General features: G+C 53.0%; 25 protein-coding genes and 3 pseudogenes. 15 read left to right on the top strand and 13 right to left on the bottom strand.

Going from position 1 to position 20,882, the window contains the following annotated elements:
- The first annotated feature begins 337 nt into the window (after window positions 1–337).
- The 4 genes from ACS5Q8_RS26520 to ACS5Q8_RS26505 all read left to right on the top strand — a co-directional run bounded on the left by ACS5Q8_RS26520 (window position 338) and on the right by ACS5Q8_RS26505 (window position 2,959).
- Complete coding sequence (locus ACS5Q8_RS26520) at window positions 338–1,123, top strand: glycosyltransferase (protein ID WP_465159602.1); 786 nt, start codon at window positions 338–340, stop codon at window positions 1,121–1,123.
- Window positions 1,124–1,224: 101 nt separating this feature from the next.
- Window positions 1,225–1,989: a COG4705 family protein gene (locus tag ACS5Q8_RS26515; protein ID WP_465159601.1), complete on the top strand. Its 765-nt coding sequence runs from the start codon at window positions 1,225–1,227 to the stop codon at window positions 1,987–1,989.
- Window positions 1,990–2,016: 27 nt separating this feature from the next.
- Window positions 2,017–2,454, top strand: a complete 438-nt coding sequence (locus ACS5Q8_RS26510) for a hypothetical protein (protein WP_465159600.1) — start codon at window positions 2,017–2,019, stop codon at window positions 2,452–2,454.
- 307 nt (window positions 2,455–2,761) lie between these two features.
- Window positions 2,762–2,959, top strand: a complete 198-nt coding sequence (locus ACS5Q8_RS26505; RefSeq protein ID WP_465159599.1) for a DUF3606 domain-containing protein — start codon at window positions 2,762–2,764, stop codon at window positions 2,957–2,959.
- Window positions 2,960–3,167: 208 nt separating this feature from the next.
- Here the strand turns inward: ACS5Q8_RS26505 and ACS5Q8_RS26500 are convergent, their stop codons facing one another.
- From ACS5Q8_RS26500 to ACS5Q8_RS26490, 3 genes are all read right to left on the bottom strand, one after another.
- Window positions 3,168–3,503, bottom strand: coding sequence for a hypothetical protein (locus ACS5Q8_RS26500; protein WP_465159598.1), 336 nt, complete (start codon window positions 3,501–3,503; stop codon window positions 3,168–3,170).
- Between the two features lie 101 nt (window positions 3,504–3,604).
- On the bottom strand, window positions 3,605–3,970 hold the full coding sequence (locus tag ACS5Q8_RS26495; RefSeq protein ID WP_465159597.1) for a hypothetical protein: 366 nt from the start codon (window positions 3,968–3,970) through the stop codon (window positions 3,605–3,607).
- A 7-nt stretch (window positions 3,971–3,977) separates the two neighbouring features.
- On the bottom strand, window positions 3,978–4,460 hold the full coding sequence (locus ACS5Q8_RS26490; RefSeq protein ID WP_448123738.1) for a helix-turn-helix domain-containing protein: 483 nt from the start codon (window positions 4,458–4,460) through the stop codon (window positions 3,978–3,980).
- A 231-nt stretch (window positions 4,461–4,691) separates the two neighbouring features.
- On the opposite strand from ACS5Q8_RS26490, the gene ACS5Q8_RS26485 reads away from it, so the two are divergent.
- The 3 genes and pseudogenes from ACS5Q8_RS26485 (at window position 4,692) to ACS5Q8_RS26475 (ending at window position 6,048) form a co-directional block, all read left to right on the top strand.
- Complete coding sequence (locus ACS5Q8_RS26485) at window positions 4,692–5,084, top strand: DUF6957 family protein (RefSeq protein ID WP_448123739.1); 393 nt, start codon at window positions 4,692–4,694, stop codon at window positions 5,082–5,084.
- A gap of 42 nt (window positions 5,085–5,126) precedes the next feature.
- Complete coding sequence (locus tag ACS5Q8_RS26480) at window positions 5,127–5,573, top strand: hypothetical protein (RefSeq protein WP_465159596.1); 447 nt, start codon at window positions 5,127–5,129, stop codon at window positions 5,571–5,573.
- A gap of 90 nt (window positions 5,574–5,663) precedes the next feature.
- Window positions 5,664–6,048 (top strand): annotated as a pseudogene (locus ACS5Q8_RS26475) (hypothetical protein).
- 42 nt (window positions 6,049–6,090) lie between these two features.
- Here the strand turns inward: ACS5Q8_RS26475 and ACS5Q8_RS26470 are convergent.
- From ACS5Q8_RS26470 to ACS5Q8_RS26455, 4 genes are all read right to left on the bottom strand, one after another.
- Window positions 6,091–6,909 (bottom strand): AbiJ-NTD4 domain-containing protein, encoded by an 819-nt coding sequence (locus ACS5Q8_RS26470; protein WP_465159595.1) that lies wholly within the window; start codon window positions 6,907–6,909, stop codon window positions 6,091–6,093.
- A gap of 162 nt (window positions 6,910–7,071) precedes the next feature.
- The gene (locus tag ACS5Q8_RS26465) at window positions 7,072–7,200 is read right to left on the bottom strand and encodes a hypothetical protein (protein ID WP_465159594.1); all 129 of its coding nucleotides are present in this window, start codon (window positions 7,198–7,200) and stop codon (window positions 7,072–7,074) included.
- A 91-nt stretch (window positions 7,201–7,291) separates the two neighbouring features.
- Window positions 7,292–7,933: a transmembrane anchor protein gene (locus tag ACS5Q8_RS26460; RefSeq protein WP_465159593.1), complete on the bottom strand. Its 642-nt coding sequence runs from the start codon at window positions 7,931–7,933 to the stop codon at window positions 7,292–7,294.
- A 12-nt stretch (window positions 7,934–7,945) separates the two neighbouring features.
- On the bottom strand, window positions 7,946–8,683 hold the full coding sequence (locus ACS5Q8_RS26455; RefSeq protein WP_465159592.1) for a HupE/UreJ family protein: 738 nt from the start codon (window positions 8,681–8,683) through the stop codon (window positions 7,946–7,948).
- A gap of 512 nt (window positions 8,684–9,195) precedes the next feature.
- Here ACS5Q8_RS26455 and ACS5Q8_RS26450 point away from each other — a divergent pair.
- From ACS5Q8_RS26450 to ACS5Q8_RS26435, 4 genes are read left to right on the top strand one after another with little or no spacing between them, the layout of a single operon-like run.
- Window positions 9,196–9,495, top strand: coding sequence for a metal-sensing transcriptional repressor (locus tag ACS5Q8_RS26450; RefSeq protein ID WP_465159591.1), 300 nt, complete (start codon window positions 9,196–9,198; stop codon window positions 9,493–9,495).
- Between the two features lie 7 nt (window positions 9,496–9,502).
- Window positions 9,503–10,639 (top strand): nickel/cobalt efflux protein RcnA, encoded by a 1,137-nt coding sequence (locus ACS5Q8_RS26445; RefSeq protein ID WP_465159590.1) that lies wholly within the window; start codon window positions 9,503–9,505, stop codon window positions 10,637–10,639.
- Window positions 10,640–10,651: 12 nt separating this feature from the next.
- Window positions 10,652–11,089 carry a YqaA family protein gene (locus ACS5Q8_RS26440; RefSeq protein ID WP_465159589.1) on the top strand — a complete coding sequence of 146 codons (438 nt, stop codon included), beginning with the start codon at window positions 10,652–10,654 and terminating at the stop codon, window positions 11,087–11,089.
- Window positions 11,086–11,829, top strand: coding sequence for a TraX family protein (locus ACS5Q8_RS26435; RefSeq protein ID WP_465159588.1), 744 nt, complete (start codon window positions 11,086–11,088; stop codon window positions 11,827–11,829). The genes ACS5Q8_RS26440 and ACS5Q8_RS26435 overlap by 4 nt, the downstream gene beginning before the upstream one ends.
- A gap of 40 nt (window positions 11,830–11,869) precedes the next feature.
- On the opposite strand, the gene ACS5Q8_RS26430 is transcribed toward ACS5Q8_RS26435, so the two are convergent.
- The 3 genes from ACS5Q8_RS26430 to ACS5Q8_RS26420 form a co-directional block, all read right to left on the bottom strand.
- Window positions 11,870–13,180: an MFS transporter gene (locus ACS5Q8_RS26430; protein WP_465159587.1), complete on the bottom strand. Its 1,311-nt coding sequence runs from the start codon at window positions 13,178–13,180 to the stop codon at window positions 11,870–11,872.
- A gap of 246 nt (window positions 13,181–13,426) precedes the next feature.
- Window positions 13,427–13,918, bottom strand: a complete 492-nt coding sequence (locus ACS5Q8_RS26425) for a hypothetical protein (RefSeq protein ID WP_465159586.1) — start codon at window positions 13,916–13,918, stop codon at window positions 13,427–13,429.
- Window positions 13,915–14,124, bottom strand: a complete 210-nt coding sequence (locus ACS5Q8_RS26420; RefSeq protein WP_465159585.1) for a hypothetical protein — start codon at window positions 14,122–14,124, stop codon at window positions 13,915–13,917. Before ACS5Q8_RS26420 ends, ACS5Q8_RS26425 begins: the two co-directional genes overlap by 4 nt.
- A 127-nt stretch (window positions 14,125–14,251) precedes the next feature.
- Between ACS5Q8_RS26420 and ACS5Q8_RS26415 the strand changes: the two are divergent.
- Window positions 14,252–14,733: pseudogene (locus ACS5Q8_RS26415) on the top strand (IS66 family transposase); the annotation flags it as partial.
- Window positions 14,734–15,177: 444 nt separating this feature from the next.
- Here the strand turns inward: ACS5Q8_RS26415 and ACS5Q8_RS26410 are convergent.
- Window positions 15,178–15,495, bottom strand: coding sequence for a hypothetical protein (locus tag ACS5Q8_RS26410; protein ID WP_465159584.1), 318 nt, complete (start codon window positions 15,493–15,495; stop codon window positions 15,178–15,180).
- 1,226 nt (window positions 15,496–16,721) lie between these two features.
- Here ACS5Q8_RS26410 and ACS5Q8_RS26405 point away from each other — a divergent pair.
- Entirely contained in the window at window positions 16,722–17,117 is a 396-nt protein-coding gene (locus ACS5Q8_RS26405; protein WP_465159583.1) for a hypothetical protein, read from the top strand.
- A gap of 273 nt (window positions 17,118–17,390) precedes the next feature.
- On the opposite strand, the pseudogene ACS5Q8_RS26400 reads toward ACS5Q8_RS26405, so the two are convergent.
- Both ACS5Q8_RS26400 and ACS5Q8_RS26395 read right to left on the bottom strand, forming a co-directional pair.
- Window positions 17,391–17,993 (bottom strand): annotated as a pseudogene (locus tag ACS5Q8_RS26400) (histidine phosphatase family protein); the annotation flags it as partial.
- Between the two features lie 152 nt (window positions 17,994–18,145).
- Window positions 18,146–18,613: a helix-turn-helix domain-containing protein gene (locus ACS5Q8_RS26395; protein ID WP_465159582.1), complete on the bottom strand. Its 468-nt coding sequence runs from the start codon at window positions 18,611–18,613 to the stop codon at window positions 18,146–18,148.
- 297 nt (window positions 18,614–18,910) lie between these two features.
- Here ACS5Q8_RS26395 and ACS5Q8_RS26390 point away from each other — a divergent pair, with 297 nt between their 5' ends.
- On the top strand, window positions 18,911–19,468 hold the full coding sequence (locus ACS5Q8_RS26390) for a hypothetical protein (protein ID WP_465159581.1): 558 nt from the start codon (window positions 18,911–18,913) through the stop codon (window positions 19,466–19,468).
- A 952-nt stretch (window positions 19,469–20,420) separates the two neighbouring features.
- Window positions 20,421–20,828: a hypothetical protein gene (locus ACS5Q8_RS26385; protein ID WP_465159580.1), complete on the top strand. Its 408-nt coding sequence runs from the start codon at window positions 20,421–20,423 to the stop codon at window positions 20,826–20,828.
- Window positions 20,829–20,882: the final 54 nt, after the last annotated feature.

The following is a 20,882-nucleotide window of genomic DNA, read 5'->3' as shown; positions in this document are numbered from 1 at the left end:
ATAGTATCGTCGCTCCATAGCGGCAAACCTGTCAAAAAATTCATCTTCAAGGGAACTGAATTATAAGCCTCTAGGCTCAAAATAAAGACACAAACCGTTTTAAAAAAAAACAGCTAGGCACTGAGCTTGTCTATCGAAAATGGCTCTGCAATAAGAAGCCTAGTCTTTTATGACTGTTTAATTACGCGCATCCGAGTCAACACTTCAGAATTGGGCGAGCGCGGTTTTTCGAGGGTCAGTAGCTGGGCGGCTTCGCTGGTTTTCACCTCCATTAGTCAGTGCAAAAAAATCAAGCCAACCTGTAACAAAGGCAATAAAATCCGAGGATTAGTTAGCTATGAACGTTCATAACCAAAAAAAAGCAAACTACAGCATCGCCTTGGTTAACTACAAGTCGCTCGAGCTGACCAAGAAATGCCTTCAACTCCTGCAAGATACCGTGCAAGAAAAAGGTATTTCTGTTTATGTGGTGGACAACGACTCCAGAGATTCAAGCACAGAGTATCTTCAAACTTTAAAATGGATCAACTTGATTGAGCGAAAGCCAGAACACCTGGAGGCTGGGAATATTGCTCATGGCCGAGCTCTTGATCTCGCTTTAGGTTTCGTGGAGACGGAATATGTATTTCTTTTGCATACCGACACTTTCATTTATGACCTTGAAGTTTTTAACATGATGCTCGCGCAATGCGCCGAACAACAAGACGTAGCAGCCGTTGGATGCTTGGAGCAGCTGAATAGAGGCTTTTTTCGCTCGGCCTGGAGAGTATCATCACGGTTTTTTAAACATTACACCAGGCGTAGTCTCAAAGCGCTTGGAATAAAATCAAGGGAACCGAAACCATATAGGGAAAAACACCTAAAAAGCTTCTGCACCCTATGGAATGTAAGGTTGATCAAAAAGCACAGCTTGCACTTTCAAATGGACGAACGCAATCCAGGCTATGAGCTTCAGGATAGGATGGCAGAGTTAGATTATAAAATTAGATTCATATCGCCTCGGAAAATGTTTCGCTATCTAGACCATATTCAAAGTGGAACGATTTCCTCACTCGGTGGCTACACCAGCAATCACAGAAGAGTCAGGATGTACAACCAGATAACGCAGGGTTTAAAAACTTAAAGCGCGGCCACAGAGCTGTAATCGCTCAACCTCAGAAAAATTCCGCTATCTAACTTCGCCTTTACATAAGCTCAGCGCATATCAAAAGAGGCTGTCATCACATGAATCTCGACAAAGTCGGATGGCTCAACAAAGTACCTGAAGTGACATTGTCATTCTGGGTCATAAAAATACTGTCCACTACGGTGGGGGAAACAGGGGCGGACTTCCTGGCCGTAAACGCTGGTTTAGGAGCTGCCTGGACTTCCATCGGCATGGCCGCATTGCTAATGCTAGCGTTGTATTTCCAGCTCCGTACAAAGGCTTATTCGCCCAGGATTTACTGGCTAACAGTGGTACTCGTAAGCATCGTCGGGACACAGATTACCGACGTCATGACCGACATGCTAGATATCAGCCTGTACACCAGCACGGCGCTCTTTGCGGTACTGCTGACGATCAACTTTCTAGTCTGGTACAAGGTCGAGCGAAACCTGTCGATTCGTGAAATTGTCACGCCTAGAAGGGAGCTTTTTTACTGGACGACCGTACTTTGCACCTTTGCGCTTGGCACAGCAGCCGGCGATCTAGCCACCGAAGCGCTGGGCTTGGGTTTCACCCTTGGTGTTTTTATTTTCGGTGCGCTTATTGCCGCCACTCTGGTGGCTTGGCGTTTGGGTGGGAACGTGGTGCTGACCTTTTGGCTGGCTTACATCCTGCCCCGTCCTTTTGGCGCCTCTCTCGGCGACTTGCTTACTCAAGCTAAGACCTATGGTGGCCTTGGCATGGGGGCCACTTGGACGAGCGCAATTTTCCTGTGCGTCATTATTCTTCTGGTAGGCGTAGCACAAGTAAGTATCAGTAACCGTAAATCCGCAAATCAATAACTGGTTAAAAACCATCGAGGAATCGTCATGCCCACTCTTCAAATTATGATCCGTCAAGTTGCTATCGTGTCGTCTATTTTTTTGCTGAGCATCGCCGCTGGCTGCTCGAAACCTTCCGATAAGGTCGCCTCTGGAATACAGCCCACCCCGGTCAGCGCATCTGCCCAGTCTGCTTCAAAGTTGGGTGACCTATCTGAGTTCCGAAGCATCGCGGCTGATACTTTCCGCCTCACCGAAAAAAACGACCTCGCTGGAGCAAAAGCTCGCATCAAGGATCTAGAAACCTCATGGGACTCTGCCGAAGCAGGAATTAAACCCCGTGCTGCCAGTGATTGGCATGTGCTGGACAAAGCAATTGATAGGGCACTCGACGCCCTGCGAGCAAGTACACCCAAGCAAGCCGATTGCAAGGCAGCAATGGATGATCTGCTGAAAACCTTCGATTCTATGACGGGTAAGTCATGACACCGCTCCAGGGCCGCTGACCTATCAGGGCACAAACAACGATCCAGACGCTTAAATTCAGGCGCGCTAACCGATACAAGCTACACTGTGGACTTGCGGAAATTTACCGCTTGCACTGAACACACATGGTCATGACTTGGGCGTCTGGATCTCGGCTTACTAGGCAACGACAGGGTAGGTGCACTTGCCGCCGAAATAATACCGATCCATTGCTTATTTTCACCGCAAAGTGATGGACTTCCAGATAACCTGAGGAGCCTAGCTTGCCAAAGAAACTGGCGCGAGCTTGCTAAGTCAACAATCTACTATGGAATTTTCTATGCAAAGGCAAGATCCTGCATTCGATACCGACTCGATTAGAATCAATATCAACGACATTACTGAACTCAAGCATTGGGCCAAAAAATTTGGAGTAGCAAGAAGTGACATCAAATCAGCTGTCAGAGCTGTAGGTGACTCTTTAACAGCAGTGAAGCAACATCTTAGCCACGTGCATCATGCTTAAATATTATAGCCCGAAGACTGACAAGAACTTGTCGTTCCTATTCCGTAGGTAACGTTCGTAATCAGGGCCGCATCTAATTAAAGCAAGCGCAGTATCCGAATGTGAGTTTCAAAGCGCTTAGAGTCATGACCCCCTGCCCGCATGGGCAGTACAGTAGATTATCCGGGTACGGGCCGCCCCTTCGCCGAACCAGGTTAGTTGGGGCTGTCTACATCGATTTAACCGATAGCACCTCAACATACTTGTACTTCTTCCTTGCTGCCTTCACAGCCTCCTGCTCAGCAAGCAACGAGCTCAACGTATCGGCCTCGTGAATCAACTCGATCATTTTCCCCTCAAACTCGTTTCCAACGCGTAACGTGACCCTCAGCCTAGGTGTAAATGCTTTTGCCGCTTTCTTCTTGGCTGCTGGAGCGACCACTGGTTTCGCGAGCACAACTTCTTCCACAGGCTCCTCTACTAGAGGAGCAGATACCTGCTCTTCGGGCTGAGACGTACCGAATAACGCACGACGCATTTCTTCTTCAGTTAAATCAGTGTTCATAGAACATCTCAAAGTGGCAGTAATTAGCTCGACAAATTCTACTAGGATGGCTGCTCCAGCGTGTCTTCTGGAGGCATGTTTGAGTCGCCCGGTGCTCCGACCTACATTCCCAGATCAACCTCAAGCCTGGCACCCTTCAAGCTGGGCGACAGCTTTTCGATAGGCATGGCCCGCAACAACTTGTCGGCAAGATGCTCGGCGTGAGCGGAGTAGATCGCGATTCTGTCTGACTCAAGCGGCCTATAAGGCACCACCGCGCCTACAGAAGCTTGGGCAATTCTCAGTATATTCAGCACGTCATTGCCAATGTGAAGACTTTCCAGATACTCGACGGTTGCGCGGGCTCGCGGCTCTGCCTTTGTCCATAGTTCGACAACAATGTGATGAAGCCCTACGGGGCCAAGGTGTTGCAGAGCACTCTTCCACAGCAAACCTTCTTGGGAAATTTTCAGCCTGATGCTGGTCATTCAAAAGTCACGGCTGTTCGGGCTTGGTTGTTTTCAAATACCTACGAACAGTCGCTTCAGAAAGCCCCAACCTTTCCGCGATCTCAGCAACAGAAATTCCCCACTGCTTCAATCGATTGGCCTCAATGGCATTTCTAGCCGCATCAGGACGAGCTGGCCGCCCAGGACGTGGCTTTCCAGTTCGAGCCTGCGACTCAATCTCAAGATCGATCCCTGCCTTCCTAATTCTTGCGAGTTGCTTCGTAAGACGTTTCTGGCCGTCCTTGAATGACTCGTGATTTTGCATGGAGGTCGCCATAAGCAGGAGCGTAGCCGGATCGAGGTCTAGGATCCCGGCGAGCTTCACCAAGACATCGAGTCCGATACTTACTTCCCCCCGCTCTATCCGGCTGAAATGAGAGCGCCCGAGGTTGTTGATGTCCTCTTGGGACAAACCTTGGCCTCTGCGAATCCCACGAACCACGACAGCCAGTGCTTCTGCCGCATCCATTGGTTTTTTCCCCAATCAAATCTGAGGATAAAGCCATACTCTGGAGCGTCATAACACGCCCAATTAGGTTCATTATGATTGCCTTGTGGCTTATGTAGAGGTTTAATAGCCTCATCCACGCGCCACGGCCACTAGGACGCAGCGCTGCCGTGAATTTTGCGAGCCATCGTAAGCAGCATGTAGCGAGGGTTGGAGTTGTCAATTTGATGGTAATTAATGAGAGGAAGCCTTATGGCTAGCGTCGAAGAGCCCGAGTTTATGAAGGGGCCACGTACACCACTGGAAGGCCTGTCGAGCAGCTCTGAAGCGCGAGCGATGGCGAACCAACGTTTTCCCGAAAAGCCTTACTGCTTGGTTCGAGACTGGACAATATTTCGCATTGAAGTCACTCGCGACGAACTCTTCAAATGCCATGCAGCGGGCCAGCTCCCGATGATCCTGTTTGCTCACAACGTGGCCGAGGACAGCCAAGGCCGTTTCGAACGGGGCGATTGGGTTCGTTCAAGCATGTGCACCGGTTTCCACGACGGTGTTGCGTTCGAGACCAGAAACTCTGTGTACGTGTTGATTGGCCCTGGTCATGAACAGCTCGCGAGCCTGAAAGACGTTTTCTCCCTCTTCTAACCTGCGCTCTATATCGGAGCCCCTTCAGGCCAAGGACATACGATGTTTAGAACACACGACGCCGACATGCTGGGCCTACCGGGCATGTTCGGTGAGGGTCAGTACCAATGGCATCAGGTATCCAAAGTGCTTCTTAATCACTGGTATCACGTAACAGTTCAGGCCAAGACCAAGGGCCGAATTTCAGAGGCGGTTCTGATGGTCGACAGCGAACCTCGACTTCAGCAACTCCTGATTTCCCAAGACGCTGAGACGATCATCACAGAGGTACAAGTAGTCACTCCCGCCCACATGAATGGCACGGGAGCTTGGCGCATGGAGACACTGACCAAGGTGACGCTTGGCGAAGACCAACACGAGTGTGTTGTCTGCCTGCTGGAGGTCGAGACAGGCTCCAAATATCACAGCTCTCACCAACCTGGCTTCAACAGTGATGTGCTGAGCAACCTTCGTCCGGTCTATCACGCGAACATGATTCGTACAGCCTGAAATTTACCAAGAATCCCGCAAGATATCAGCGCAGATGGTTCCGTGTGGATTTCCTGGTAACGCCATACGGGCTGCGAAAGGAGCGCAATTATGCTGAACATTTTGGATGTGAATTTTCATGGCAAGCGCCATACAGATTTCGATCTCGCACGAGTCCTGAAAGCACAGGCGCAAGGCTTCGGCAAACCGATAACAGCCTATCTCTGCGGAGTATCCATAAAAGCTCGTGCTGGCATCGGCGTGGTTTTTGGCCACGAGCGAAAAGATCATTATGGTCGGTTTGGCGATGGTCATCTGATCAGGACTTCTTACGTGTTGAAAGTCGAGCGTGAAGGCCGGTTTTGGGTGATGACGACCGAGAACTCTAGGTACGTGCTCGCAACATTTCAGCGCGGTAATGGGCGTGCGAGTCTGCGGGATTTCCTACGTCTTTCACGGGGGTCAGCACCATTTCACGCCACGAGTTTTGCAGTGACGGTCGCGCCCATTAGCATTGATGGAAATCACCATCCTTTGCTCAATCTGGGGCGTCCGCCTGTGCACTTTTAATGAGGTAATTACCGAGAGAGGCACACAGGCCAACTATTAACTCAGCCTCGTTGAACGAAGGCTCTCGTCCTTCGCGTATGTGCCGACCATTTTCAGATGCGTAACCCCAAGCCTTCGCTACAGCCTGATCCAGTGGGGGAGGAATGATGGTGTTGTGTCGTTTGAGAATGTCACCCAGATTCGCTTTGACATCACCAGTGACTTCTCGGGCAACACACTCTAATGATGCCATAGCATGCTGGATGGCACCTGTTGGATCAGGAGAGGGGCGACGGGAGAGATCACCTATTGCTTCGTGCAGTTCCTTACCCGCTGTCACATGACCGTATTCGCTCTCTGTCTCCCGAGCACTCTTTACGATGACTTCGAATGACTCCGGGCCACGAATTTCGACCAGGCCATCTGCAAGCTTCCAACCAATGCCATTCTCTACGAAATAGTCATTCAACTCGGTGTGAAAATGTTCGTACGTATCCGGGTTGTAGTTGTGCTGACCCAAATCGGTCTGGATGCGTTCGATTACGTCATAAACTTTGTACCACTTACATTCTTGGAGAAGATTGTTCACCTCCCAGTCAACGTTGGGAAATTCGCTCCAGTTATTCGAGTCAGGCTGCTTTTTTAAGGCTTTACAAAGAATGGCACGGAGATCTGAGGGCTTGAATCCGCATTCATAGCTCAACTGAACCAGATACCCTCGCAACTCCTCTGGCGCATCCTCCCTGATGGTGATTTCACTCTCTTGGGTGCTATGAAATCCGTTGCGCTTGGAAAAAGAGTCTTTCATCCCGTTTCCGCTCCGTTGATCCTTCGTTTGATCAAGCTAAAGTTTTTCCGGATCCGTGTCTATTGCCCAGATACTCGCATTATCGAGGGAACCAATCTGAAGAACTGTTGATAACTGAATAGCCATAAGGCCGCAATCGCGGCCTTGTGGTTTTCCAAAGTGTTATTCGTGTGAATGCCCGTGCTCGGCGCTCTCGGAGGTCTCTCCTTTCTCACCACCGCCGCATGCCGTCATCAGGCCGAGGAAGCAGATCAGGAGCATCGAACGAAACAGAGTGGTTGGGGTTTTCATGGAAGGACTCTTCAAAAGTTGGTGAATAAATGGCCTGGGGGCAGGCTGAACACTGCATTTTCGGCAGTAGGACAGCCATAGTTGTGTCGGATTACTGTTTTACGCTCAAGTAATCGCCGGTTGTTTTCAGTGCGATGGTCACGTCGCTGTTGCTGCGATTACGCCAAAACCAACCATGGGTGCCGTCAAAAATGGCGGTAAATTCACCCTTGTCACTTTTGACCTGTTTGCCCTTGCTGTAGCTGTGGAAGTATCCCTTCTCACCGTTGTACGGTTCGCCATGGGTATCGAAGTTCACAGGCCCACCAACCGCAGTCCATTCGTAGCTAACAGACTTGCCCTTCAAGACTTCGAGCTTTATTTCCGTCCCTTCACCGGGCTTGAGCGTGACGCTCATTTGATTCCTCTTCAAAGCTGAAGTGGATGTGGGCGCCGGCTGAGCAACAGGTTTCGCAATAGGCTGGACTTGCGCAACATGTGGAGCTGGAGCTGGAGTAGCTGGTTGAGGTGGCGCGGCGTCCGCCAAAGCTTCCTGAGCAAGGATGATCTTCAATTCGCCCATTTGGGTCAGTCCCAGTGCTCGGCCCACACCCGTTGGATCGACGGCATATTCCGAAGGCATAACCACTGTCACCAGCAGGCCGACCGCAGTCAGCAGGGCAATGACAGTGGAGCGCACCAGTTTGCGAGTGCTTGGCAATTCATTAACAGTGGGAAGCGGAGTATTGAACATGGTCAGAATTCCTTACGTGGAGACAAACAGGCCGGTGATCTGGTAACCCATCAAGAGGAAACCGGCACTCATCATGGCGACGTTGGCGGTATATGCGTGGCGCCAGAAACTGCCAGTGCGCCGCCAATAACCCATCAAAATGAGAATCGCGCTGAGGGCCAGCAACTGGCCGATCTCAACACCAACGTTGAAGGCGATCAGGTTCGGAATCAGGCCATCAGGCGAGATCTCGTACTCCTGGATCTTCGTCGCCAGGCCAAAACCGTGGAGCAAGCCGAAGATCAGCGTGGCCACCTTGGTGTTGGGTTGGAAACCGAACCAGCGCTGGAATGCGCCCAGGTTGTCGAGCGCCTTGTACACCACCGAGAAGCCGATGATGGCGTCGATGATGTACGAACTGATGCTGATCTCGGTCAGCACACCCAGCAGCAGCGTGACCGAGTGGCCTACAGCGAATAGCGTGACGTAGAGCCCCACGTCTTTCAGGCGGTAGAGGAAGAAGATCACCCCGAACAGAAACAGCAGGTGGTCGTACCCCGTCATCATGTGCTTGGCGCCCATGTAGATGAAGGGCAGCAACATGACGCCGGAACTTTCCTGGATGAAGCCCTTGTCACCTTCCGCGACGGCGTGAGCCATCACCTCGGGCATTCCAAAGAAAAGTGCAGCGACAAGTAAAAACAACAGCAATAGTGGGCGGTGCGAAGGCGCAGTAAACGCGCCGACTCCGCTCATCGAGTACGAATGCATAGATCAATCCTACGTTGCAGAGATCGAAGGCCGCATTGCGGCCAAGGTCAAGATGCGAACGAAGGACGGGGTGGACGCTCGATCAAGAATATCGGCGGCAGGGGAACAGAGTCTCGAAGCGCATCGACCCGGATGGATAGCATCGGGGATGTCGCCAGCATCAACGCCGCTGTAAGTTGCGGTGTTTCGTGCTGGTGATCAGGGGTCAATGGCGAATGGTAGTGATCTGAAAGACTCGAGTAGCTGGATGAAGCCTCTTCGCCGTGGGAGTGATGGGCGTCTTGCGCGATCTCCCAGGCTGGCTGTTTCGACGCCACTGATAACGAATAGGTATGCCCGGCCCAAGCCACCAACATGGCGAGAGCAAGTGCGATTACCACCGTCGTTGTCAGTGTTCTGCTGAACATGGCGTTAGGGTTTCAACTCGTTTATAGGGCTTTTACGCGTTTGACCGCATCCCCCTAGGGGGGATAGGATGCCAGCGTAATTCATTGAGGCCTGAGGCTCAAGTCATGAGTGAGCACGAACACGAACACAGCCATCCCCATACCCACCAAAGTCATGAGGCGATCATCAAGCGCCTCAAACGAGCGGACGGCCATTTACGCAGCATCATCACCATGATCGAAGAGGGTCGTGAGTGCGTGGACATTGCTCAGCAGTTGCATGCAGTTGAGAAAGCCGTATGTCAGGCAAAACGAACGCTCATCCAAGATCACATTGATCACTGCCTTGAGGACACCGTTTCGGCGCTGGGCAATGGCGAGCGTGCACCGCTGGAAGCTTTCAAACAAATCACCAAGTACCTTTAGGACTGATATGCCCAACTTCGCTGAACTCTTGCAACAGGGTGGTTCGCACGCCTGGCTGTACTTCCCGAGCGCCATTCTGCTCGGTGCTTTGCATGGGCTTGAACCGGGCCATTCAAAAACCATGATGGCGGCTTTCATCGTGGCCATCCGTGGCTCGGTAAAACAGGCCGTATTGCTGGGGCTGGCTGCAACGCTATCGCACACCGCCGTAGTGTGGCTGGTCGCCATCGGCGGCATGTATCTGGGCAAAGGCCTGGACGCTCAAACCACTGAGCCATACTTCCAGCTAGCATCCTCTGCCCTGATCATCGTAATTGCGCTGTGGATGCTTTGGCGTACCTGGCGCGGTGAGCAGATGTTCAAGTTCGAGCAAGGTGATGATCACCACCATGGCGAGCATGACCACGGCCATCATGATGAAACCCACCGAATCGATACTGGCCATGGTCGTGTTGAGCTGTCGATCTTCGAAGACGGTGTGCCACCGCACTGGCGCATGAAGACATTGACCGGGCACGCTTGGGCAGCCTCAGATGTTCGCCTGATGACTACTCGTCCGGACGGTAGCGCCCAATCGTTCTCTTTCGTTGAGCGCGAAGGCTTCCTGGAGTCGACGGTCGATATTCCGGAGCCACACGAGTTCAGTGCTCGCTTGAGTCTTGGGCATGCAGGCCACTCCCATGATTACGATCTCCAGTATCAGGAGCACGATCACGGGCATGCTCATTCCGAATTGGAAGGCTTGGAGTTGTCGATTGATGGGTACCAGGATGCGCATGAACGTGCGCATGCCAACGATATCCGTAAGCGCTTCACCAATCGTGAGGTCACCACGGGACAGATCATCATGTTCGGTTTGACGGGGGGGCTCATTCCTTGCCCAGCGGCCATCACTGTTCTGCTGCTCTGCCTTCAGGTCAAAGAAGTCGCGTTGGGTGGCGTGCTCGTCCTGTGCTTCAGTATTGGTCTGGCGCTCACACTGGTAACCGTCGGTGCAGCTGCCGCTATTGGCGCCAAGCAGGCCTCCAACCGCTGGCCTTGGATGGGCACCGTCGCGCGTCGAGCCCCTTATCTGTCCAGCGTGCTGATCATCGGTGTTGGTCTGTACGTTGGCTTCCATGGCTGGATCGGCCTGAACGCATAAGGCGACGTCTGAGTGTTCGAACTCACCAGCTACGTTGGTCTTTTCCTGGCTGCATTCGGTGCCGCCACGTTATTGCCAATGCAGTCTGAAGCTGTGCTGGTCGGGATGTTGCTCTCCGACCGGTACGTCGTTTCTACGCTCTTGGCGGTCGCCACTTTTGGCAACGTTCTTGGCTCCGCACTGAACTGGCTTCTGGGCCGTTCTGTTGAGCGATTCCGCCACAAGCGCTGGTTCCCCGTGAGCGAGAGCAAGTTAGAAAAAGCCCAGCAGTCCTATCTGCGCTACGGGCGCTGGTCACTGTTGCTGAGCTGGGTGCCCATCATTGGCGATCCGCTGACGGTCGTCGCCGGAGTCATGCGCGAACCATTTTGGAGTTTCCTACTGATCGTCACCCTGGCCAAGGGCGTGCGTTATCTCGTGCTGACCGCCGTCACATTGGGGTGGACATGACGACGGCTCATACAACCCCGCATTCTTCACTCAAGAGCCGAAGCCGTAGCCTGGATCTGATCAAGTGGCTGGCGATGCTGACCATGGTTATCGATCACTTGCGCCTGGTGTGGCCGGAGATGAGCAATTTGTTTATTCTGGGAAGACTGTCTTTTCCGCTGTTCTGTGTCGCCATTGCGGCCAACGTGGCGCGCTCCAAACCGGGCGAATTGCTGACGGCGACGAATGGTCGATACCTTGCGTTGATGCTGTTGTTTGCTGCCATTTCAGAAGTGCCTTATCGCTACATCAGCACCTCGGGATCATTCAACGTGTTGGTGACGCTTGCATTGGGGCTGGTGATTGCCTGGGGGTGGCAGCATCGCACTCTGTTGAGCAGCGCTATGGCGTTGATGGCCGCCGCGATTGCGTACTTGCTAGATGATCCACTGATGTACGGCTTCTACGGTGCACTTGTTCCAACAGCTGTCTTAGTAGCAATCAAGACCCCCGGAATTCTTTGGTTTCTGCCAGCGGCTCTATGCCTGTTGAGCAATACCCGCAGCAGCATCGTGACCAGGGCGATGGACTTGGAAATCTATTCATTGCTGGCTTTGAGCTCCGCGTTCGCGGCTCCCCTGATCGGGCTCTGGCTTCTGCGTCAGACTTTCACCTTCAAGGTCTGGCCGGTCGGGCAATGGGGCTACTGGTTCTATCCAGGCCACCTTGCCGCTCTGCAAGCCATACGGTTGCTGGTCTGAATGCCGGTCACCAGCCTTAGCAAGTCTTAGAAACTTACGATCACTTGTTGGGCCATCGGCGATGTTGATCATCGATCACGTATGGGTGTTCGTGACCCGTACCCTCTTGGCCGTCGAAGTGCGTGTGATCGCCCGGCAGATTCTCATGGGTGTGCTTGATCGACTCCTGGTCATGAGCTGGACGCCAGATCACGATGCTGACCACCAGAGCACTACCTGCCACGACGGCGAGCCCAACAAACGACGCAGTGAGGTTGATGTTGGCTCCCAGCCATCCCGCCAATGGGTAGGTAATCAACCAGCAAGCATGGGATAGCGCAAATTGGGCGGCAAACAGCGCCGGGCGATCTTCGGCATGTGCTGAGCGACGCAACAGCCGACCGCTCGGGGTCTGAGCCAGGGAGTAGCCCACGCCGAGCACCATCCACAGCGGCAACAGGAAGTTGTAGGTGGTCAGGTTGATGCCAACCGCTAAACCTGCGACCAATATTCCTCCGCCAAACAGCATGGCAGTTCGGTCTTTGATGTTTTTCAACAGTCGAGGCAAGACTAGGGCTGCGACCATCGAGCCTCCGCCAAATGCGGCCAGTGCCAATGCCGTAGAACTCTGAGGCAGAGCAAAGCGCGACTGCACCAGCACCACCGTATTGACGATGACCATGGCACTGGCGGCAGCTACCGTCAGATTGAGAGCCAGCAGCCCTCGCAGGCGGGGTGTGGCCAGGAAAATGCGCATGCCTCGGGTGGTTCGTTCGTAGATGCTGCGTCTTGGTGTCTGCTTCGCTTTTGGCAACAGCACTGTTGCGACCAGAGCCGCAGAGGCGAGGAAACCAATGACGGTGCCGGCGAACAGGTTATGGAAGCTGATCACAGTCAACAGTGCGGCAGCTAGCATCGGGCTGGCGACACTTTCTAGATCGTAGGCCAGACGCGATAGCGACAAGGCACGGGTATAGTCGTCCTCGTCCGGCAGGATGTCCGGAATGGTTGCCTGGAACGTCGGTGTGAATGCTGCCGAGGCCGACTGTAGTACGAAAATCAGCACATAGATTTGCCAGACCTCAGTCACGAACGGCAGAGCCAACGCAATCAGGGCTCGCACCAAATCCAGCGAGACCAGCATTGCCCGACGAGGTAGGCGTTCTGCAAAAGCGGCTGCAATCGGCGCAACACCAATGTAAGCGATCATTTTGATCGCCAACGCCGTACCGAGGACAGCGCCCGCTTGGGCACCTGCAAGGTCGAACGCTAATAGTCCTAATGCAACAGTGGCAAGACCAGTCCCAACGAGCGCAATCACTTGTGCCAGGAAGAGGTGACGGTAGGTTCGGTTGGCTAGGATTTTCAGCATGAGAACTCTCAAATGGAAGGCGCGTTCCCATCTGGTTGTCGAGTATTTCTCGAAGAAAGAACGCGACGAGTTTCCCGTTTTCAGATGATTTTATATCCCCCCTAGGGGGATACAGAGCCATCATAAACTAGAGGAAGTAGTAGCTCAAGAAATAGGCACTACCCTTTGCCCAGCGAAGGCTATTAGTCATACGCACGCAATGCATGAGAGGTCTCGCTCGCTTTCCTAGCCTTCCAACTATCGGGATCATATCCACCGACGCTGCTGCGAGCTGAGCCAAACCTCCACCTTCTCCAGCCCGCTCACCTCTTGAAGCTTTGACTTCCCAGTAGCTAAGAGATCGAGCAATCGTTGCTTATCGGAAAGGGATGGAAACCATTCATCCACTTCAACATTACAGTGCTCGGACTTGCTCAGTGCCCACCTCACAATGATGTCGGCTGTAGCTCGGTAGTGATTTGCCATGTACAGCTGTCGATCTTTTACAGACCAGCCACGCTGTGCCATTTGGTCAGTGACGTCAATGACGCCCGCGTCACCAAAAAAACCGGTGGTATCTGGATAATGGATGCCCGCCAACGACACCTTTGACACCCCCGTTTCTCGGTCGAAGTACGACAGAAAATGCCACCCACCAGTTGTGCTCCCAGCGTGCGGAAAATTGATGGCGGCTTTCCCTGTTATGTAGTGCTCGCGTGAGACGCGTTTGAGATCAAAATCGAACAGTGGCTGCCTCATGGGAGCTTTTTAAACCGGGCTAGTCCTTGTTTGATGTGGCCAGAGTTCTCGCCGATTGTCTCGAGGGCACCTCGGACATTATTCCCAACATCTGCATGACCGTGAGCCTCGACGTGGAGGGTCAACTCCATCAGGGCTGCCTCCAGGGCGAGCTGGTTTTGGTAAATCCTTTCCAATACGTCTGACAGCGAGTATTCACCGTGCATTTTTCAACTCCTTGTTGGGAAACGACAGAATAGCAGCAGGCGAAAATCACAGTGATATCAGCTCGTAGCTCACGCTTTGAGCTGAGTCGTTGACACGCTTGGGGGTTATGAGCGTTTTCGAGATCAATTGCGTATCGCCAATAAAAGCCAGTTGGCGGAGCGGGCTCTTCACTCGATTGGCGGACTGTACGAAGTCGAGCGAAACGTCAAGGAAATGAGCGACGAAGATCGCTGGCGATTACGCCAGGAAACAGCGGTGCCCATCGTCGAAAACTGCATGAGTGGATGTTCGGCCACGGCCAAGGCTCTGGATTAAAGCCTCAAACGCTGGGTAGCGCTGACGCGCTACCTGGAAGATGGTGCTGCGCCTATCGACAACAATCAAATCGAGAACCTAAACCGCCGTGGGCGCTTGGGAGGTCGAACTGGTTATTTGCTGGAACGCTGCGCAGCGGCAAGCGGGCGGCGTCGATCATGAGTTTGATCCAGTTCGCGCGCATGAATGGGCATGATCCGTATGCTTATCTCAAAGATGTGCTGGTGCGACTGCCAACGCAGCGGGCCTGCGAGATCGAGCGACTGCTGCCGCATCAGCGGATGCCTACCTGATCTGTGCAAGGCGGGTTCGCTGGGCGCTTAGAGGTTTTGGGCAGACGCTTACAGCAGATAAACGTAATCCGGGTTATGAATTGCAGGATCGAATGACTGCCTTGGGCTACCAAGTGCGTTTTATTTCACCGAGAAAGATGTCCGTTACCTGGATCACATTCAAAGCGGCATCGTATCGGCGGTGGTCGGTAATGCGCGAAACCACCGAAGGGGGCGCATGTACGAGCAGATTACCCAAGGGAAAATCCAGAAAGTCTGGTGAATGGATAGAACAGCACGCGCAGGTTCGAGGACAGCTAGACTTTCGAAAGAACCTCACGCCGAAGCCTACAGATACCCACTGGGCCAGAGTGCAGTAGGAGTGGTGTATTACTGTGTTTTGATAGCAACCGGAAAACCCTGCTTGCGCAGGATTCGCCAGCCTTTTGCGGCGCGTCCGAGCGATCATACTTTAGTATTAATGATCTCGCCGGTTATCTGCCCGTTACCATTCACAACACCAGACGTTGGCGCTGCTGTGCTGGCGGGTTGATGGTGGTGCTTTTGTATCAAGCGCTGCGCCTGATGATCACCATGCCCCGCCTCTTGAGCGGTTTGCGCGGCAGTTTCAGTGGCTTCCTTCAGTGCTGCTGCGACATTGATAGTCGCGGTAGCAGTGGCAGAAGTCGTTGCCTGACTTTCTTTCGTCTGTGGCTGACTTTGGGCAGAACTTAACCCACTGATAGTCACTGGATTTGAAGCGGATACGGCTCCGATGGACATAGGTAATTCCTTACTGAGCGGATTGTAAGTGCGTTCTTGGTCATTACGATTGCGTCAACATTACCCATCAAGTCCCGGCTATCAGGACTGCTTTGCTTGCCCCCCCTCGATATCAACTCATGGCAGCGGTCAGAGTAGGCGCCCAGTTGTCTGGCCTCTGTCGGATAAATGTGAAAGCTTCGTGGTATTAAGTGAAGACTGTGCTGAGTTGCTTGGGGATAAACACGAAAGGTGTATTGGCCGGACGCTTAGGGCGCCAGTTAAAGCTGGCGGAGGATCGTCGATGAAAGTTCGATACTGGTAAGAAATGGCGAATCAACCAGGCCCCGAGTCATGCATGTTGCACCGTGAGGTGCAGGGTAAAGCGTTGACAGGGGAAACCGATGGGCCAGCCATTGAGCCGCGTAATCAGGAATTCGGGATGCGGATGCTATTAAGCGAAGCAGAAGTCAATACGGAGCATGGCATTATACGCCAGTCATGCTCTGATCCCGCGCGGTCGGAGACCCTGCGCACGTCGGGAAGTCCTCCGCACAGAAACTGGGAGATCTCAGCAGTGCCCGGTGTGCAAGCACCGGGCGGAGCAGGAAAGGTCAAAAGCCGTAACCCTACTGCCCACGCCGCTGAGAAGTCGGATACGTCCGTATTACCTGAGAAGCCATCGAACAAAGGGCCTGGCCCTGCGGAGATAGTGGAGTAAGGGACGTAGCCAAGGGGAACACCGACAGCCCCCCCTCCCGCGCCCCGGACACTGAGCCGGATCAGTTGTGCGTCGATGGGACTTGAAGGTGTACGTGAAGCAGCCCGAAGAAACAAGGGCATGCAGTTCACGGCATTGCTGCACCACATCACACCGCAGTTACGGGCGCCTTGCCGACCTCTACATACCTAGACCCGGAAATGCACATCCTTACCCTGAGGATCGCTTCGCGTCACACACCCGAGGCAGGAGCCGTATGCGGTAGTTCCGCACGTACGGATCTGTGCGGGGACGGGTAACTGCCATCCCTACCGCCACCCTACATGCCTGCCGGTGAGCTGCGGGCGAGGTATTACTTTGGTCAAATCGAGCGCAAAGTTAGCACCGACCCGAAACGATTGGACAAGAAAAAAATACTCTGGAGTATTTTTTTGCAGGCTTTTCCTCGATAACCGGCTACCTTGACTAAAAGCCTTTGAGAAATAAGAGCTTAAAGCAATAGTTGCAACGCTATGGAGCAAGAAGCATGTCATACCAGCCAGAGCCACCTCAGAAAATACAAATAAAAATGAAAGGAAGCGCCTTTGAGGTGCATTGGGACTTCAGGAGTGCCCCAGATACGTTGACTATACGTACTGAGTGCGAGCGACTTGATGGCTTCATCGACGGCTTCATGGAGGGTGCGTTAGCTGCCTTAGATATACCTCTCAGAGATATCTATCTGATGGGCTGCTCAAAAGGTGTAATCAAGGAACTCGATCAGAAACTGGCCATTAAACTGGCTTCAATACTCGCGAAACTGTTCCTCCCACTGATTACTCTCGAGCAGGAAAAGCTCCGGAAACAGTCGCAACAGCGCCATCACTCGGGGCACTTTGTAGACCCCGACATTGATCGCGGGTTAGCGCGGGTTGGCGCATAGCTAATCGATTGAGCGCATGAGTACCCCTCTCGCTGAGAGCGGCGTGTTTTCGTCGACGTCACGAACCCCGGATAGTGGCGCATTTTCTCTGGCCGCATGCAGTAGATGTTCAGCGTACACAGCAGAATCTTCATCAGACAGTCGATAGACCGCAGCTGAAAGAGCCTGTACACGCTCTTCGATTGGCAGGCACTCTGGATCGCGAGTGACTTGGTAGGTTCTGCCTGGGACGCGCTGATCTACGTCTATTCGATACTCCGCTGAACTTAATGTCCAATTCGCACTGTCTGGACTCTTCGATAGCGTGTAGCCAGAACAGTTGGGCACGTGGTTGGTGATCTCGTATTCCCGCCATTCAGCCATAGCTTGATCATCAATCTTCTGTGGCGCGCACTCAATCAGCCAAGCCACCGCATTGATGAATTGTCCATGTGAGAACACGGCGATGTCATGAGCAGCATGCTCTGCAAGTCGATCCAAGAAAGACTGAGCTCTAGATATAAAATCCAGGAAAGACTCTGCGCCTTCACCATCGCTGAACGCTGGGTCTGTCTTAGCCCAATATGCGTCCACCCAATCTCGTCTCTGGGCAATGGTCGTATTGGTACACCGTGCTGGTTCAAGGTAGGTGAACTCGTGAATGGGCCATATTTCGAACGACACGGAGGGGAAAGCAGCCACTGTCTGCATCGCCGTTGCTTGGGCTCGAGAGAACGGTGAGGCTACGATTAGATCCGGGGCCTGGGCGAATGCCCCAGCAACCAAGTGCGCTTGTTCGACACCCTTTGGCGTTAGCGGGATGCTCGCATGATCCGAACTGGCTTCTCCAGCGTTCGCGGCGCTTTCCCCGTGGCGAATCAGTCTGACGTACTTCATCGACCAAATACCCCCCACTATTTCAGCCATCCGAACCTGCTCTCTACGTTATGGCCAACACCACAAGTGCTTACCCTTGCCCAAGGATACACCGTAGCCACGAGCACAAAAGACATCACGTAAAGAAAGAGGGATCGCGATAGCCTGGAGGTTTATGTATTCCAATACTTCTGAACGGTAGTCCGTGCAATTCCGAGTTTTTCAGCGATTGTTTTCCGGTCAAGGCCTTGCGCTTTCAAGGCTCGTATTGAGTCCGCATTGAGGGGCTGCTTAGGCTTTCCCTGGGAGCGCTTGATGAGCTTTCCATCACTGAATTGCTCCTCTACTAACTGCCACCCTCCAGAAATTTCGAATTCCCTGATTCGCAGGGCAGTACGTTGCAAAGCCTCGGAAGGAAGTTCGTCACCCTGCGCAGCAATGGCAAGAGTGACCATAGTCAAAAGATCGAGGCCTAGGTAGTCAGAGATCTCGTCCAGTTTCTCCAACGTCGCATTCGCTCGGGCCTGCTCAAGCTTCCCCACGTACGTTCTGTGCGTTGCCCCCGCCAACTCTTCGTAATTCAACCCCTGATGAGCACGAGCTCCACGCAACGCCCCTGCCAGTGCTTCTTTCAGATGCATGAGACGGATCCTCAAAAGCGAGGATAGAGCCACGCGGAGCATGTTCCGATAAACAGATCATAGTGATATTATCGTGGCATCAGGTTCATTAGGCGGTCTTCGACCAGGGCGTCACGGTGTCAGAAGAGTTGGTTTGATGAGGAGAGCGGGCTAGTGGGACATGGCTCGGTTGCCTTGAAGCGAGCCGCTCTATAAAGCGTGCATTGAAGCCGCCGCGTGCCCACCTGCAACCATGATCGAAGGCTTCCAGGCATGAACCGAATGCGATTTTTTGACCGAAGGCAGGGATAGGTAGTAATGAAATTTGATTGCGTGAAGTTTTCTGGGAAAGTCGATTACGTTCGGCATACGGATCGTATAAGTGGCGGTTATAAGGCTAATGTCAGTATTGATGGGGCAGTGATACCGAAATTACAGCTGACGAATAAGTTTTACGAAGAACTGGAAGCTGGCGAAAACGTGACGTTGTACGGCGTTTTTAAAAATAAAAGTAAAAAAGAAGAAAACGATGGCTTTATATATGGACTTCAGAAAGAGAGTGGCGAAAAAATGTTCGCGACTCACTACAGGTATCAAGTTCCTATTTTTATGGCATTTACGGCTGCCATAGCTTTTTTCCTGACGTTCGTTGCAGGCTGGTTTGCATCAATATTTCCAGTGCTGATGATCTTTGGCAAAGATGATCCGAATTACATGTATAACACTACTGTATTTGCGACAATTGAAGCGAGTATGGTCGCTGCTTTTTTTCTGTGGCGGGCCTGGCTAATGTTCAGCGTTACGGCGGATCCAGAAAGCTGGGAAACCATTGAGCCAGCGACCCTTTCGAGCCGCTTTAGCAAGTTTCATAAGTAACACGCCTGTCGGTGGGTGGGGTACGTGCAACGCTTGCTCCACTTGCTTCAGAGCGCGGCAAGATCCAGGTTCGCTGGGCATGCCGCCTGACTAGCAGATGGAGTCGTGGGCCGTGGGAGAGCGAATTAGTGAACAGTTGTAGGGAGCTACCGGGGGAAGAGTGCGGAATCTGATAGCCTTAACGAGGAACAACCTGCATGAGCTCGAAGCAATCGAGCGCCTCGCCTCGACGCTTGGTGCCGACCGCTTCTGTATTCTGGCATTGCAGATCGCTCACGAATACCCGATCAAGATCGAGGAGTCCTATCAATCTGTACGTAAACTGCAGCACAGCTCGGTCATTGGCATGAGCGCCGCCCCCTTTGAGGCGCTACGCTCCGTATGCGAAGTCATTATTGAGCGAGCTCCTGAACTGCTGCGGATACTTTCATATCGCCATCGACATGAGAGTCGCACGACTATTCCCCATGGACTTTGGCTAGCTCTCCTAGACTGGGCTAATGGAGACATGTCTCAGATCTACGCTGTCTGATCGCATGGATTGATGGGCGCTGGGTTCGAAGATCTTTGCCACGTTCCACGATTGATCGCTGACAACAAGGTTGTTGGGAGCTTAGTCGCATACAGAAGGGAAGCACGCCCTCGCTGGCAGGATGCAAGGGGGGAGGAACGGACTCAAGCCCATTGATCGCGGCAATTGTAGGTTTCAGTGCTCGGCAGACCAAATATGGCCTCTTTGTTTTTTCATCGTTGAGATACTGGCTGTCTAAGGTAAGGGATGACTATGGCCCGAGTCTAAGGATCTTGGCCTGTGGGCAAGCGGAGCGCGCAGGCGTGCGGGATGAAAGCCCGTAGGGCCGAGCCGTGGCTTGCCACGGTTCGGTTCACGCCAGCCATCCGCCGAAGGCGGCACGCCATAACCATCGCCCAGCTTTGTGAGAAGGAGGCTGAAATGACCCACGATGAACTCCGTCAGCTTGAGGGCGCTAGGCGAAGGGCTCTGTGGGCGCTTGCCAGCCTCCATCCTGGCGATCCCACTGCATCCGAGCTCCTTGCTATCTTTGAGGAACTCGACGATCAAGAGCGACGCGGCATGCCTTCAACCGCTGAACCACTGGAACTCAATGAGGTTCGTGACTCTGTCCCGGCGCAGCGTCATCACTCCGGAATCGACATCATCTTGGAACGTACTATTCCGCAACCCTGGAGGGAGCGTTTCTATCAGGCAAGCATCGGGTCGACCAGGTTGGTAGAAGGGTTTTACGCCGGCGACTGGGATAAATTCTTGGATGCCTGGGACGCAGAGATGCGGCACCTAAAGCAGCATAGGGCTGCCAGATACAAACCTGGAACAGACTGAGCGGATCACGGGAATGGGACAAGACGACGATGACACGGTGTACTGCGACATTCA

The organism is Pseudomonas sp. PAMC25584 (assembly GCF_058135675.1).
This window is presented reverse-complemented; position numbering and strand designations above follow the sequence as displayed.

Coding starts and splice junctions, on each gene's coding strand:
- ACS5Q8_RS26445 (WP_465159590.1), top strand. CDS start 9,503: ATGCCCAACTTCGCTGAACTCTTGCAACAGGGTGGTTCGCACGCCTGG.
- ACS5Q8_RS26515 (WP_465159601.1), top strand. CDS start 1,225: ATGAATCTCGACAAAGTCGGATGGCTCAACAAAGTACCTGAAGTGACA.
- ACS5Q8_RS26465 (WP_465159594.1), bottom strand. CDS start 7,200: ATGAAAACCCCAACCACTCTGTTTCGTTCGATGCTCCTGATCTGCTTC.
- ACS5Q8_RS26505 (WP_465159599.1), top strand. CDS start 2,762: ATGGAATTTTCTATGCAAAGGCAAGATCCTGCATTCGATACCGACTCG.
- ACS5Q8_RS26405 (WP_465159583.1), top strand. CDS start 16,722: ATGTCATACCAGCCAGAGCCACCTCAGAAAATACAAATAAAAATGAAA.
- ACS5Q8_RS26435 (WP_465159588.1), top strand. CDS start 11,086: ATGACGACGGCTCATACAACCCCGCATTCTTCACTCAAGAGCCGAAGC.
- ACS5Q8_RS26485 (WP_448123739.1), top strand. CDS start 4,692: ATGGCTAGCGTCGAAGAGCCCGAGTTTATGAAGGGGCCACGTACACCA.
- ACS5Q8_RS26470 (WP_465159595.1), bottom strand. CDS start 6,909: ATGAAAGACTCTTTTTCCAAGCGCAACGGATTTCATAGCACCCAAGAG.
- ACS5Q8_RS26490 (WP_448123738.1), bottom strand. CDS start 4,460: ATGGATGCGGCAGAAGCACTGGCTGTCGTGGTTCGTGGGATTCGCAGA.
- ACS5Q8_RS26455 (WP_465159592.1), bottom strand. CDS start 8,683: ATGCATTCGTACTCGATGAGCGGAGTCGGCGCGTTTACTGCGCCTTCG.
- ACS5Q8_RS26425 (WP_465159586.1), bottom strand. CDS start 13,918: ATGAGGCAGCCACTGTTCGATTTTGATCTCAAACGCGTCTCACGCGAG.
- ACS5Q8_RS26500 (WP_465159598.1), bottom strand. CDS start 3,503: ATGAACACTGATTTAACTGAAGAAGAAATGCGTCGTGCGTTATTCGGT.
- ACS5Q8_RS26495 (WP_465159597.1), bottom strand. CDS start 3,970: ATGACCAGCATCAGGCTGAAAATTTCCCAAGAAGGTTTGCTGTGGAAG.
- ACS5Q8_RS26390 (WP_465159581.1), top strand. CDS start 18,911: ATGAAATTTGATTGCGTGAAGTTTTCTGGGAAAGTCGATTACGTTCGG.
- ACS5Q8_RS26385 (WP_465159580.1), top strand. CDS start 20,421: ATGACCCACGATGAACTCCGTCAGCTTGAGGGCGCTAGGCGAAGGGCT.
- ACS5Q8_RS26510 (WP_465159600.1), top strand. CDS start 2,017: ATGCCCACTCTTCAAATTATGATCCGTCAAGTTGCTATCGTGTCGTCT.
- ACS5Q8_RS26480 (WP_465159596.1), top strand. CDS start 5,127: ATGTTTAGAACACACGACGCCGACATGCTGGGCCTACCGGGCATGTTC.
- ACS5Q8_RS26450 (WP_465159591.1), top strand. CDS start 9,196: ATGAGTGAGCACGAACACGAACACAGCCATCCCCATACCCACCAAAGT.
- ACS5Q8_RS26520 (WP_465159602.1), top strand. CDS start 338: ATGAACGTTCATAACCAAAAAAAAGCAAACTACAGCATCGCCTTGGTT.
- ACS5Q8_RS26420 (WP_465159585.1), bottom strand. CDS start 14,124: ATGCACGGTGAATACTCGCTGTCAGACGTATTGGAAAGGATTTACCAA.
- ACS5Q8_RS26460 (WP_465159593.1), bottom strand. CDS start 7,933: ATGTTCAATACTCCGCTTCCCACTGTTAATGAATTGCCAAGCACTCGC.
- ACS5Q8_RS26395 (WP_465159582.1), bottom strand. CDS start 18,613: ATGCATCTGAAAGAAGCACTGGCAGGGGCGTTGCGTGGAGCTCGTGCT.
- ACS5Q8_RS26430 (WP_465159587.1), bottom strand. CDS start 13,180: ATGCTGAAAATCCTAGCCAACCGAACCTACCGTCACCTCTTCCTGGCA.
- ACS5Q8_RS26410 (WP_465159584.1), bottom strand. CDS start 15,495: ATGTCCATCGGAGCCGTATCCGCTTCAAATCCAGTGACTATCAGTGGG.